The organism is Limosilactobacillus rudii (assembly GCF_014145455.1).
Lineage (GTDB): Bacteria > Bacillota > Bacilli > Lactobacillales > Lactobacillaceae > Limosilactobacillus > Limosilactobacillus rudii.
On record NZ_JACIVB010000051.1, the window covers coordinates 57,534 to 70,993 of the forward strand.

Annotated in this window: 11 protein-coding genes and 2 other annotated features (1 of these 13 only partly in view); of the genes, 4 read left to right on the forward strand and 7 right to left on the reverse strand. The window is 39.0% G+C overall.

All coding sequences use genetic code 11. The features are described from left to right. Positions 1-47: a binding site (T-box leader), on the reverse strand; it reaches 215 nt to the left of the window's first position. Between the two features lie 58 nt (positions 48-105). Both H5S39_RS05220 and H5S39_RS05225 read right to left on the reverse strand, forming a co-directional pair. Then, a complete protein-coding gene (locus tag H5S39_RS05220; protein ID WP_182596085.1) occupies positions 106-771 on the reverse strand; it encodes an NAD(P)H-dependent oxidoreductase in 666 nt (221 codons plus the stop codon). A 60-nt stretch (positions 772-831) separates the two neighbouring features. Beyond that, a complete protein-coding gene (locus H5S39_RS05225) occupies positions 832-1,020 on the reverse strand; it encodes a helix-turn-helix transcriptional regulator (protein ID WP_182596086.1) in 189 nt (62 codons plus the stop codon). Between the two features lie 149 nt (positions 1,021-1,169). Further along, positions 1,170-1,408 (forward strand) — a binding site (T-box leader). Positions 1,409-1,463: 55 nt separating this feature from the next. On the opposite strand from H5S39_RS05225, the gene H5S39_RS05230 reads away from it, so the two are divergent. Further along, positions 1,464-2,417: a ketopantoate reductase family protein gene (locus H5S39_RS05230; RefSeq protein WP_182596087.1), complete on the forward strand. Its 954-nt coding sequence runs from the start codon at positions 1,464-1,466 to the stop codon at positions 2,415-2,417. A 183-nt stretch (positions 2,418-2,600) separates the two neighbouring features. On the opposite strand, the gene H5S39_RS05235 is transcribed toward H5S39_RS05230, so the two are convergent. Beyond that, entirely contained in the window at positions 2,601-3,980 is a 1,380-nt protein-coding gene (locus H5S39_RS05235; protein WP_182596088.1) for an APC family permease, read from the reverse strand. Between the two features lie 172 nt (positions 3,981-4,152). Here H5S39_RS05235 and H5S39_RS05240 point away from each other — a divergent pair, with 172 nt between their 5' ends. Both H5S39_RS05240 and H5S39_RS05245 read left to right on the forward strand, forming a co-directional pair. Next, a complete protein-coding gene (locus tag H5S39_RS05240) occupies positions 4,153-5,445 on the forward strand; it encodes an alkaline phosphatase family protein (RefSeq protein WP_182596089.1) in 1,293 nt (430 codons plus the stop codon). Between the two features lie 9 nt (positions 5,446-5,454). Next, positions 5,455-6,702: an MFS transporter gene (locus H5S39_RS05245; RefSeq protein WP_182596090.1), complete on the forward strand. Its 1,248-nt coding sequence runs from the start codon at positions 5,455-5,457 to the stop codon at positions 6,700-6,702. Positions 6,703-6,745: 43 nt separating this feature from the next. Here the strand turns inward: H5S39_RS05245 and H5S39_RS05250 are convergent, their stop codons facing one another. Next, positions 6,746-8,722 (reverse strand): sugar MFS transporter, encoded by a 1,977-nt coding sequence (locus H5S39_RS05250; protein ID WP_182596091.1) that lies wholly within the window; start codon positions 8,720-8,722, stop codon positions 6,746-6,748. Between the two features lie 246 nt (positions 8,723-8,968). On the opposite strand from H5S39_RS05250, the gene H5S39_RS05255 reads away from it, so the two are divergent. Next, positions 8,969-9,799, forward strand: coding sequence for an AraC family transcriptional regulator (locus H5S39_RS05255; RefSeq protein ID WP_182596092.1), 831 nt, complete (start codon positions 8,969-8,971; stop codon positions 9,797-9,799). Positions 9,800-9,853: 54 nt separating this feature from the next. Here the strand turns inward: H5S39_RS05255 and H5S39_RS05260 are convergent, their stop codons facing one another. The 3 genes from H5S39_RS05260 to H5S39_RS05270 all read right to left on the reverse strand — a co-directional run bounded on the left by H5S39_RS05260 (position 9,854) and on the right by H5S39_RS05270 (position 13,090). Then, the gene (locus H5S39_RS05260) at positions 9,854-9,991 is read right to left on the reverse strand and encodes a hypothetical protein (RefSeq protein WP_182596093.1); all 138 of its coding nucleotides are present in this window, start codon (positions 9,989-9,991) and stop codon (positions 9,854-9,856) included. Between the two features lie 255 nt (positions 9,992-10,246). Continuing rightward, entirely contained in the window at positions 10,247-12,052 is a 1,806-nt protein-coding gene (thrS, locus tag H5S39_RS05265; RefSeq protein ID WP_182596094.1) for a threonine--tRNA ligase, read from the reverse strand. 324 nt (positions 12,053-12,376) lie between these two features. Beyond that, entirely contained in the window at positions 12,377-13,090 is a 714-nt protein-coding gene (locus H5S39_RS05270) for a hypothetical protein (protein WP_182596095.1), read from the reverse strand. Between the last annotated feature and the right edge of the window lie 370 nt (positions 13,091-13,460).

Here is a 13,460-nt window from a genome sequence, read left to right on the forward strand (position 1 = left end):
TCTCTGTGATAATTTCTTAAGATTACTCATCTTTTCTAAGCTGTTTCTCATTTATTTGTCATTATAATACACGGGTTAAATGAGAACGTCAAGAGAAAATTTAAATTAATCTAATGTTTTATAAATGTCAGATAATGGTTGACGAACCTTTGGCTTGATTGGTTGATTACGGTAGCCGAAACCAACCATAACTGATACTTTCCAGTGTTGAGGGTTAATAATACCTCTAGTTGTAAGGTATCGGTTCATTTTTTCATAATTAAAGCCTTCGATGGGACAAGAGTCGATATCAAGTTCTGCGGCGGCGGTCATCATATTAGCCATTGCAATATAGGTTTGTTTACTAGCCCAGTCAAATAAAGCACGATCACTGTCAATTGCAAGGTCACGTTCTTGAAATGCTTTGAAGTGTTGAGATGGAGCCGATTCTGGTGAGTATTCCTTATGTTTGATTTCTTCAACTAAGTGCTTGATATACGGACTGTCGTATGTAACGTCCGTCCGTGCGAGAATGAGTAAGAGCTTGTCAGCGCCGTCAATACTATTGGCACCACCCCATGAAAATGGCCGAATATCATTTTTAATTTGTTTATTATTAATTAAAATGAATTTCCAGGGTTCATAGCCAAAAGAACTTGGTGAAAGCCGACCAGCTTCAAGGATTGTTTGCCAATCGGCGTCACTGATCTTCTTGTGGGGGTCGAATTTTTGGGTTGCATAACGACGATTTGCGGTTGCAATAATTTGTTTGCGAATAGCGTCTTTGTCCATCTATATCACTCACTTTCTGTAAGAAGCGTAACAAAGATTTGCCAAGGGGAACTATTATCATCATTCCTCCCAGAATAAAGAATTTAAATCAGTATCAAGTGCATGGGCTAAATTAAGACAAAGTTCAAGTGATGGATTATACTTATTATTTTCTATCAGGTTAATTGTTTGCCTTGCTACCCCGATTCTTTTTGCTAGTTCAAGTTGTGAGATTTTTTGTTGCTTTCGATATTGCCGAACCCTATTCAATATATCGCCCTCTTGTCATGTATATAAGACATATTATAGTGTTAAATATAATTTATATTTAACTTTATGTCAACTATAAATGACAAAAAATACTATTGACATTTTAAGTGTAAGGTATTAGATTATAATAAAATTAAAAAATGATTATAAAAAACACGTTGAAAAGAAAAGTAATTGTGATTAAGATAGCAGAGAGTTCTTGGCTGGTGAAAAAGAATATCGATGTCATGATGAAAATCACTTTGAGTGCCACAATGAAATTAGTAATTGCTGGTGGGAACAGCCCATTATCGCTGTCGTGTTTAATGTTTGGAGCATTGAACATTTGAGGCTGATGGTGTGAGCTATTGGCAAATAAAGGTGGTACCGCGCGGAAGACGTCCTTAGATTAGTTTAGCTAATTTAGGGGCGTTTTTTATAATCACAGAAAGGGAGCGAATATAATGAAATTTACTGTTGTAGGTGCTGGTGCAATGGGGCTACGTTTTGGAGTATTACTGCAAGAGGCTGGGAATGAGGTAGATTTTGTTGAAGGATGGCAACCGCATTATGACAAGATGAAGGAACAAGGGGGAGTGTATGTTACCCGCGAACATAAAAATAAACATTTAGTGCCGGTGAATGTCTATACTCCTGAAGAATATACGTCGACTAATGCTGATTTTGTCTTTTTCGAGTTAAAGCAGATGCAAATGGATGATATGTTGAAACGTTGTCAGCATTTCTTCAAGGATCAATATGCGTTAACGGCAATGAATGGGATGGGGCATGTTGAAAAACTTTTGCAATTCTTCCCGCCAGAAAAGGTTGTTGCCGGAACTGCTTTGGTAGCGACTATTTTAACTGCGCCAGGTGAAGTAGAGTTTGTCGGTGAACGAGGAATGGGAACTACTAATTGGGCTAGTTATACTGGAAAGTCCGATGAAAAAATGAATCAGTTGATGGAAGAACTGAAAAAGGCTAATTTTAATCCGACGCTTAAAGATGATTTTATGGGAACGTTGATGGCAAAAGTTGTTTTCAATTCAGTAGTAAATACTCTTTGTACAATGTTTGAAATCACAATGGGCGAGTATGCTTCGTTTGAGAAGGCTGATGAGCTGTCCCGTCAGTTAATCGACGAAGCTTATGACGTTTGTGAACGTGCGGGAATTCAATTAGTGAATACTCGTGCTGAAGAATTAGCCAGCGTGAATTATGTATCAAAGGTCGGCTGTCCACACCATTATCCATCAATGTATCAGGATATGAGTCATAATCGACCAGTTGAAGTTGATTATATCAATGGCTATTTTGTTAAATTAGGCCGTCAGTACCACTACGAGGCAAAAACTCACGAATTCGTTACGAATCTAGTTCACCTTGCAGAAACAACCCGCCAGAATAAAAATGCATAAAAATAGAAAACACCCAAAGTCGGCTAACAAGCTGATTTTGGGTGTTTGTATTCGAATCTCCGCAAAGATAGCCCACTGGGTTGGTCAAATGCTGATTTATCGCGTTTGAACTGCCGGTCAGCTATTGCACTGTTACATTTTTATCTTTAGCGGCCAGGTTATTTTCTGGTCTCCTTTTAAGATTTATTTACTTGGAATATTAGTTTCATCCTTAAAATTAAATTCATCAGCATGACGTAGTGAGTAACAGAAATATACTATTAACCCAATAACAATCCAGAGGAGGTAGGTTAACCAGGCGTTGAGGGAAATGCTGACAAGAAGGACAATGCAAATAAGAACGGATAAAACAGGGATGACATTACCAAACGGTACTTTAAATGGCCGTTTGAGTTCTGGATAACGGTAGCGGAGGATAATTACAATAAGGGAAATCAATGCAAAAACCATTAGTGAACCGATATTAGCAATTAATGCAAGATAATGAAGATCAAATTCGCCGGCTAAAATTGCTGATAAAATACCAACAAGCCAAATGGCACGATTGGGGCTTTGCGTCTTATTGTTTAATTTAGCGAGTCCCTGTGGCAAAAAGGCGCTCCGACTCATTGATTTCATAATATTAGAACCAGCATAGATAAACGCAAAAACAACTGCCATGATTCCGAGAACGGCCCCTAGAGAAACAATCTCAGCAACATATTTATGTCCTTTAGCTAGTAATACGTATGACATTGCTTCTGAGACATTTAAGTCTTTGTAACTGAGGACACCAGTCATTACTAAACTGACTAAGATGTATAAAGCAGTTGAAATTACTAAACATAAAATTATTGCCCGGGGAATATTTTTATCAACATCTTTTGCGTCTTCAGCCGATGTAGCTAAAGCATCAAAACCAAGGAAAGAAAAGAAGACGGCCGATGCGCCCGTGAAAACACCGCGGTACCCATATGGAAGGAAGGGGTGCCAATTGGCAGGATTAACATGTTGGGCACTAATAACAATAAAAAGGACGATGATAAATATCTTGACACCGACTAAGAAATTATTAACCAGCTTGCTTTCGCTAGTTCCCCGGGTAAGAATAACTGTCATGAATAAGATCATTAGGACAGCTGGTAAATTAACATATCCGCCAGAAGCAGGGTTTACAAGTAAGCTATGCGGTAGGTTAATCCCTAATACTTCTAAGAAAGATTGGACGTAACCGGTCCACCCATTAGCAACAGTAGCCGTGGTTGTCACATAAACCCCGATGAGTGTCCAGCCAGCAAGAAAGGCGACAAATTTACCAATAGATACCCAGGCGTAATAAAAGGCGCTTCCGGAATTAGGAAGACTTGTCGTTAATTCAGAATAGCAAAGACCAATTAATCCACTAGCGAGGGCGGCAATTAAAAATGAGAAGACAATCGCGGGACCTGCATCTTCCGCGGCAACAATTCCAGTTAAAACTAAAATCCCAGTTCCAATAATTGCACCAATTCCTAATACGGATAGGTCAAAAAGGCCGAGCGTTTTTTCTTGCTCTCCGGTCCCTTTATGCGGTTGACTTTTCATAAGTATCGTATTCCTTTCAAATTCTCTTTTTTGTATCATACCTAAAAATTTTACATTAAAATATGCTTAGAAGCAAACTGGATATTCCTTAATAATTAAGAATAGTCTTACATAATTTAGGATACTAAGCATAGAATAAAGATAGAATGTCTAAAGAAAGCAGATGAAATTAATGGCTAAAAATAAGTTAGTTGTGATCTCATTAGATTCAATGGGATTTCGTGATTTAAATGAATTACGGCAATTAGTTCCAACACTAGCAAAATTGATTACTCACGGTACATGGGTAAAAAAGGTTCAAGGAATATTTCCTACTTTAACGTATCCGTCTCATACATCAATAATTACCGGTCAATACCCTGTAGTTCATGGGATTGTTAATAATACTAAGCTCCAGCCCCGTCGTGAGTCGCCAGATTGGTTTTGGTACCGCAAGGATGTAAAAGCGATGCCGCTCTATGATGTTGCACGGGAGCAGGGGTTGACGACCGCTGCCTTTCTTTGGCCTGTAACAGCAGGCAGTAAGATTGATTATAACTTAGCAGAAATTTTTCCTAACCGGATTTGGACGAATCAGGTCTTGGTATCACTTAAAGCAAGTTCACCATTATTTTTGTATGAAATGAATAGAAAGTATGGCAAGCTTCGCCATGGTATCAAGCAACCATGGCTAGATGACTTTGTGACTGCTTGTGCGGTTGATACGCTAAAAACTAAGCAGCCAGATCTTACGTTAATCCACCTTGTTGACATGGATAGTATGCGTCACCGCTATGGTGTTCGATCAGCTCAGACAAAACATGCTCTCGTACGGTTAGATGCTCGAGTTGCTAAGATTATTCAAGCAACTAAAGATGCAGGCACCTACGATGAAACTAATTTTGTAATTCTTGGCGACCACTACCAGATTAATGTTGATAAGATGATTCATCTCAACATGCTCTTTGCAAGGCGAGGATGGTTACACCCGTTAGGAAAAAAGGGCGTTTACCGCAATAATTGGCAAGTTACCGCCAAAACCTGTGATGGAGAAACATATATCTACACTCGTGGTGCTGTTGACTTAGGAAGCCTTAAACAGTTGATTGCGGGTGTTGAAGGTGTTCAACGCATTTATGATGGGGCGCAAGCAATTAAGTTAGGGGCTGATCCTAAATGTACTTTTTTGGTTGAAGCAAAGCCAGGATACTACTTTACCGATGAAGTAAACCGACCGGCAGTTGTGGAATCAGTTAATCCCGCTGCAATCGGTACCCACGACCGTTACCGTGCTGTACACGGATATGGTCCGACCCAACCGAATTACTATACAACAGCTATTTTCACTGGTCCCCAAGTTAATGCTGGTAAGGTAATTGAAGGGGCACGATTGGTTGATGAAGGACCGACATTTGCTAAGTTACTGGGTCTCCATTACCCAGCTCCAACGGCAGGGCAAGTAATTGATGGTGTTTTCAAGGATTGAGGTGGAATTGTGAAATTTACAAAGCAACAGTGGCAATGGATTTTCTATGATTGGGCTAATTCTGGTTATGGAATTTTAGTTGTGACGGCTGTTTTGCCAGTTTATTTTAAAGCAGTTGCTAGTCAAGCCGGAGTTAGTAGTACTATTTCAACAGCGTTATGGGGGTATGCTAATAGCTTTGGGACACTGGTTATTTCAGTATTAGCACCATTATTAGGCGCACTAGCGGATTATCCTCATTCTAAGCGTCGATGGTTAAATATATTTACGTGGATCGGAATAATTTTGACGGTCGGATTGGCAATTGTTCCAGTCGCTCAGTGGCAATTGCTTTTAATTGTCTATATTGGTTCAATTATTGGTTATTCTGGTGGAAATTTATTCTATGATAGTTTTTTAACAGATGTGGCTGATAATTATCAAATGGATCGAGTTTCCTCAACCGGTTACGGCATGGGGTATCTCGGTGGTGTTCTTTCATTTATTATTTTTTTAGTAGCCGAACTTACAGATGGGTTTGGTGGACTGCTAAATAGTTACGAGATAGCACGCTTTAGTTTTCTGCTGGCAGCGCTTTGGTGGGTGATTTTTGCATGGCCATTATTAAGGGATGGTCGACAGCATTACAGTGTTGAAAAGGTGCAGAATCCGTTAGTTGACAGTTGTAAGCGGATAAGAAAGACTTTGCACCATATTAATAAGTATCATCAATTGACATGGTTTTTAATTGCTTATTTCTTTTATATTGACGGGGTTGACACCATCTTTACAATGGCAACAGCGATTGGTAAGGATCTAGGGATCGAAACAACAATGCTAATGCTTGTTTTACTCATCGTCCAATTAATTGCTTTTCCCTTTTCAATTCTTTATGGTTGGCTAGCCAATAAAATTTCAGCTCGGCGCACGATTATGATGGGAATTATTATTTATTTTGGAATTTGTTTATATGCATTAAGATTGCATACATTAACTGATTTTTGGATTTTAGCAGTTCTTGTGGGGACGAGTCAGGGTGGTCTACAAGCACTAAGTCGATCGTATTTTGGTCGGTTAGTACCGAAAAATGCTAGTAGCGAATTCTTTGGCTTTTATAACATTTTAGGGAAGTTTTCAGCAATTTTAGGACCACTTATTGTTGGTGTAGTAACGCAATGGACAGGGAAATCAACTATTGGTGCTGCTTCGTTAAGCGTCTTATTTGCGATTGGATTAGTGATTTTTGCGGTTAGTTCATCTAAAAAAAGCTGCGATTAGGATTTTCTAATCACAGCTTTTTTGATAGGAGATAGACATATATTTATGCTAAATCGCCTGAAAGGTCAGGGGTGGCTTGATTGTCTGGGTTAGGGCTTTCAGCTAATTCGATTTGCAAGCTGAGAACATTATCTCCGGCTTGCACTACTGTGTTTGGCTGACCAGTTAAGGTGATGTTATCAAACTTATCTGAATTAGTGACAGTTACAATAACTGTATCATCAAGTCCAGCTTTTTTAATGGTAGGGTCCCAGAATTCGATTAATTCTTGGCCTTTCTTAACTTGCTGACCTTCTTCAACGTAGGAAACAAACCCAGTACCCTTGAGTTTAACGGTACCTAGACCAATGTGAATTAGGAGAGCAACACCTTTATCACTAACCAATCCGACTGCATGACGGGTAGTAAAGACTTGGCGAACAGTTGCGTCAAATGGAGCGAGTACACGGCCGTCGCTTGGCTTAATTGCAAAGCCTTGTCCTGCAGCGCCGGTTGAGAATGTGTCATCATTGACATCGCTTAGCTTGATTAGTTCACCGCTGATTGGGGTTGGAATCTCAACAGTTTCAGATGGTGTATCAAGTTGGTCGCTATCGAGTTTTTTACCCCAAGTTTTTTCTAGTTCTGCGACAATTTCAGCGTGCTTTTCTTCGCTTAGGATAACTTTTTTCGCAAAAATGGCAATTGCAATAACAAGTAAGACAGCAGGTACAGCAAACATCAGGATCTTGAAGTTCGTCCGACCAGCGGCAGTAATTGTTGAAGCCGTGGCACCTGTAGTCATTCCAGCAATGATTGCAACTTGACCAACAACCCCGTTTGAAACAGCTCCACCGAATTTATCAATCAACGGACGAACAGAGAGGGCTAATGATTCATCACGGTGCCCAAGTTTTAATTGACCATATTCAACAGAGTCTGTGATAACCATTAAGACGATTAAGAAGACCATTGGTTGTGGGAAGCCAAACATTGAAGCGGCAATTAAGACCATTGCGAGGTTGTCACCGGCAAATGCGAATAGGCAAATTCCGAGTAACATGCAGATTAAGCAGCTGGAAAATAGTGCTTTACGGCTAAGTTTCTTTGAAAAGATTGGGAAGAGTGAAGTTGCGACGATTCCAAGACAGATATTAATTGTTGAGAAGATTGAAAAGGCTTTTGGTCGTCCCATAATGTAGGTAAAATAATATACTTCAAGGGAGTTGATAATGTTGATACCGACACAGTAAAACAGGTAGGCACAAGCAACCCACATTAGTTGATCATTGCCGGAGAGAGCTTTAAAGATACCAACAAGTCCAACAGTATCTTTCTTGTTTTTACGAATGTCGCTATTTACTTCACGAGTGAAAATACCAACACCCCAAGCAGAGACAAGGGCAATTGTACAAATAATCAAGGCAAACATAAACCAACCACGGTCATCACCAGTACTAGTTGGTCGTGCTGAAAAGTAGATAACAGCAGGCATAACTAAAATTCCGACTAAGCCACCACCGATAGTTGAACCGACCCGGGCGAATGTGGCTGTTTTTTCCCGTTCACGAGAATCAGTTGTAAGTGATGGGAGCATTGACCAAAAACCGACATCTTTAAACGAATAGAAGATATCCATTGTGATATATAGGATTGCAAAGATTATAAGGTAAGCTATTGCATTCTTTTGATATAATCCGCCAAGATTGGTGAATAACAAGAGCAGAATTACGGCAGAGATAGTTCCACCGACAACAACCCATGGACGGAAGTGTCCCCAGCGTGTCTTAGTTCGGTCAATTGCATTTCCAATAAATGGATCAATGAACAATTCAACAAAACGAAGAAGCATGATAATTAGTGTGACAAGACTAATCATCTTGTTATCAAGTGCTTTGTTACCAGTATCAAATAAGTGCGACGTGATAAACATAATAAGGTAGCCACATAAGAGACCGTAGAATGAGTCGTTACCGAATGCACCAAAGCTGTAAGCAAGTCGCTCACGCATGGTCATTTTTGATTTCCCCTCAGTACCCATAATTTTTCCTTCTTTCTATATAATAGCGGAAACATTACTTTGTATTCGCTTTCATCGTAAGTTATTATATTTGCTAAACGTTTTGCAAACCATAGCCTTTTTTTCTTGCTTTATGTGTTTTTGTTTACAAGACAAATTGACATGTTAATTTCGGAAATAGTATGATATTAGCAAAAATACGATTGAAAGTAAGAATAAATAACCATGCTTAATGGCAAAATGTAATGAAATTGGAGAGGATAAGTAATGGATAGTGAATATAAAAGTATTTCGTGGAAAAGTTTGGAAAGTAATGTTCTATTTATTGGCCAAGATAATTGCCCGCCAAACTATTTTTATCGTGGTAATAATGTCCGTGAAAATTATGTTATTCATTATATTCAGCGGGGAAAGGGAGTTTTTTCGTCTGCAAACCATAATACAGTAAGTTTACAGGCCGGGGATGTTTTTATCTTGCCTAAGGATGTTCCGTGTTTTTATCAGGCTGATGGAGAAGAGCCGTGGCAGTATTTTTGGATTGGCTTTTCTGGTACTAAAATTAATACAATGCTTCAGGGATCGTCATTAGCAAAAAAGCGGTATCTTCGCCAAGTGCAGGATAGTGACTTTTGTACAAGTTTGAAGCAATTGTACAATGCCCTTCGATCACCTAGTTCATTGCCTAATGATATTTTAGTCGAGTCATTAACTTATCAGATGTTTTATAATTTGGTAACTGAGTATCCTAACAATAGAGGAACTAGCCATGAGACTGATAAACAATTAAAACTGTCTTTGTACTATTTACAGGAGAACTTTCGTAATAGTGATTGTAATATTGCTAACCTATGCCACCATGTTAATTTATCCCGAAGTTATCTTTATACGATTTTTAAGCGTGAAATGAATCTTTCACCGCAAAAATATTTATCGCAATTACGGATGGAAGAGGCAAAAGAACTATTAAGAAATACAAATAACCCGGTGCAAGAAATCACGCACCGGGTTGGATATAAAGATGAATTTACATTTTCAAAGGCTTTCAAACGATATACAGGATTTAGTCCGCAGGTATATCGTAAAAAGATTGAGAGATAAAAAGAAGAAGCTTTGAAAACCATCTTGTTTTCCAAACTCCTCCTCTTAGCTTTATTATTTACGAACGTTTAAAATACCTTGACCAATACCTGCAGGGGCATCATTTTTAGGGATAAGCATAATACCGTTAGCTTGACGATTTTCAGCAGCTTGCTTGCTCATTGCTTTAAATAAGTCGTTCATTGTAGTCATAAATAAATACCTCCAAAGTAAAAGTTTGTGTTTAAAATTTAATTATTAATTTCAGGTGCTCAATAGCGAGCGATAACTACTATAAAGCCTTTGGTGAACGGTGTCAACACAAATTTTTGGTTGCCCAAACTTTCACGAGGATTCCGTAAACGGTTTAATGCTTATGGTAGAGCCAATGCTATTTTCATAAGTTTTCATAAATTTAAAACAAAAAAATGACTTTCACAAAGTAGTGATCGTCATTTTTTTATATAATTATTTTTCACGTGAGTATGATGCAATATCATCAAGGATTTCGCTCATAAATGCATCTTGACTCATTTCGTTTTGTTCCTTTTCACCATACTTACGTACTGAAACACCATTGTTGTTCTTTTCGTCGTCACCAACAACAAGAGTGTATGGAACTTTTTGTGTTTGTGCTTCACGAATCTTGTAACCCATCTTTTCGTTACGGTGGTCAACAACAACCCGAATGTTAGCAGCCTTCATCTTCTTAGCGAGGGTATCAGCATATTCACCGTGTGCATCTTCATTAACTGGGATGATATGAACTTGTTCTGGAGCTAACCAAGTTGGGAAGGCACCCTTGTAGATTTCAGTTAGGTAGGCGATGAACCGTTCCATAGTACCAACAACCCCACGGTGGATCATAACAGGCTGGTGTTCCTTACCGTCTTTACCAACATAAGTAAGGCCAAACCGTTCTGGAAGCATGAAGTCAAGTTGGATAGTTGACATTGTTTCATCGTTACCAAGAGCAGTCTTAGTCTGGATATCAAGTTTTGGACCGTAGAATGCAGCTTCACCTTCAGCTTCGTAGTAATCGAGGTTAAGATCATCCATTGCTGACTTCAACATTGATTGGGACTTTTCCCACATTTCGTCATTAGCATAGTATTTCTTAACATTCTTTGGATCACGAAGAGAAAGACGGAAACTGTAATCAGTAATATCAAAGTCCTTGTAAACGCTCATGATTAACTTCAAAATCTTAGCGAATTCTGACCGGATTTGATCAAGAGTTACAAAAGTGTGACCATCATTTAGAGTCATTTCACGAACACGTTGAAGACCAGAGAGGGCCCCAGACTTTTCGTAACGGTGCATCATACCAAGTTCAGCGATCCGTAATGGGAGATCACGGTATGAGCGAATGTGGTGCTTGTAAACTTGAATGTGGCTTGGGCAGTTCATTGGCCGTAATTCAAGCATTTCACCATCACCCATGTCCATTGGTGGGAACATGTCATCGCGGTAGTGTTCCCAGTGACCGGATGTCTTGTAAGCATCGAGGTTCATTAAGACTGGTGTGTAAACATGCTTGTAATCATCAGCAACTTCGCGATCAATAATGTAACGTTCAATTGTCCGCCGAATAGTTGAACCCTTAGGCATCCAGTAAGGTAATCCGGCCCCTACCTTTGGATCAACGAAGAAGAGGTCAAGTTGGTTACCGATAACCCGGTGGTCACGTTCCTTAGCTTCTTGGCGCTTCTTAAGGTCTTCTTCAAGGGCATCTTTCTTATAGAAGACAGTACCGTAAATCCGTTGAAGCATAGGATTTGAAGACATACCTTTCCAGTAAGCACCAGCAACGGAAAGTAAACGAAGATTCTTAACAACGTTACCATATAAGAGAATATCATCATCGGCAACAGCCTTAACATCACCTAATTGGTACATTGCTACTTTACCATCTTTAGCGTTCTCATTAATTAGTTCTGTTGAGAAACGGTCTTCTTTAACTTCTTTGAGAGCATCGTCAACAGGGAATTCGACAAATTCAACCTTAACATCGTTCTTTGCCATCCCTTTAATAACATCTTCAAGGGCGTTTAATTCATCAGCAGAGACTTGTTGATCATCCTTATCAGAGTCAACATGGAAACCGTCTTCGTCAGCAACGGCTTCACCGAGACGAATACCTTTAAATTCTTGCTTTAAGGCAGCTTTCAACATTAATGCTGAAAGTTTACGTAATGCTTCTAATCCTTCTTTTGAATCCCGATCGATCTTTTTAACTGATCCATCTGGGGACATAACAGCAACTTGAGCCATAGTGATCTCTCCTTTAATAAAATAAAAAAGCGTCCCCAATGCCTATACAAAAGCATCAGGGACGTTAATTAACAATAATTAGCGTGGTTCCACCCATCTTCAGGACACACTAGTAATGTCCTCTCTAAGGTGTGGTAACGGACACGATCCGACTAGCCTTATGTCGGCTAATAATTAGGGAAGGTGGTACAATACTCATCATCACTCACAAGTACTTCCACTCAAGGTACCTGCTCTCTGGAGAGGACTTAGAATATGCATATCCTTCAATCAATTGTCTTGATTATAGCACGCTGTAGATGATTGACAACCCCTTTTCCAAAATTAGTGGGGAGTATTTTGCGACTGGGGGTGAACTGGTTGAGGATTACTTTGTTGTGACTGTGAATTATTACTTTGCGTACTTTGACTAGATTGTTGACCAGAATTATTTGAAGATGGTTGATTATTGGATTGTTGATTAGCATTGTTGCTATTTTGGTCATGATGATCTGATTGTTGTGGTTGTTGAGTTGAATTTGAATTGGTAGTTGGTTGTTGCTGCTGACTTGTTGAATGCTGTTCCTTTGTAGTAGGAGTGTTTGAATGCGTAACTGATGGAATACTATAAGTATCAGTATTATCACTGTCATTATTGTTGTTAGAGTGATGTTTATGGCTGCTACTGCTTTTTTTATGCTTCTTTTTATGTGATGAAGTACTTGTTGAAACTGTTGTGTCGCTATTATCGACATTAACGGGATCTTGTTGTTTGACTAAGAAAATAATAATAGTAGCGACCAATACGACTAAAAGGAAGCCAAGGATAACCTTAAACATCCGACGAGAAATACCATAGGGGTTCTTTTTCTTTGGATGTTGTTGCTGACTTGTTTTCGCATTATGCTTACGTGAGCTAGTCTGCTTGGGCTTACGATTAAAGAATGACCGTTTCTTTTTTTCTTCCCCTGGCTTTGGTGTGTCATATAACTCGACACGGGTTGGTCGTCGTTTTTCATTTTTTTGATTATTATCTCGATTATTATTCAATGGTTTCACCTCATACTTAATGAGTAGTATTTCTAGTTCTTTATTATACCATGGAGATACTAGATGTATTAAAAAATGGCCGACTCACAAGAAGCCGACCATCTTTTGTATTTCTTCATAGCTATTTTGAGGGGGATAGTATAGAAGAAAAATAGGGGTTTATTTATATTAGGGATTGTCTATACTATACCGTTTAAGTATGAATATTTTGTGAAGGAATAGTAATAAAATAAAAAAGCTGAAATTTTTCAGCTTTTTATTTTTAGTGCGCCCGGCATGGATATTAGCTAGGCGGTGAGAGTCCGCTATGGGCCATAGTAGTCGGAACCATGAGCCGAGGACAAGGGTGTCCACTGCGAGGTGGAATCTGAAGGAAGTC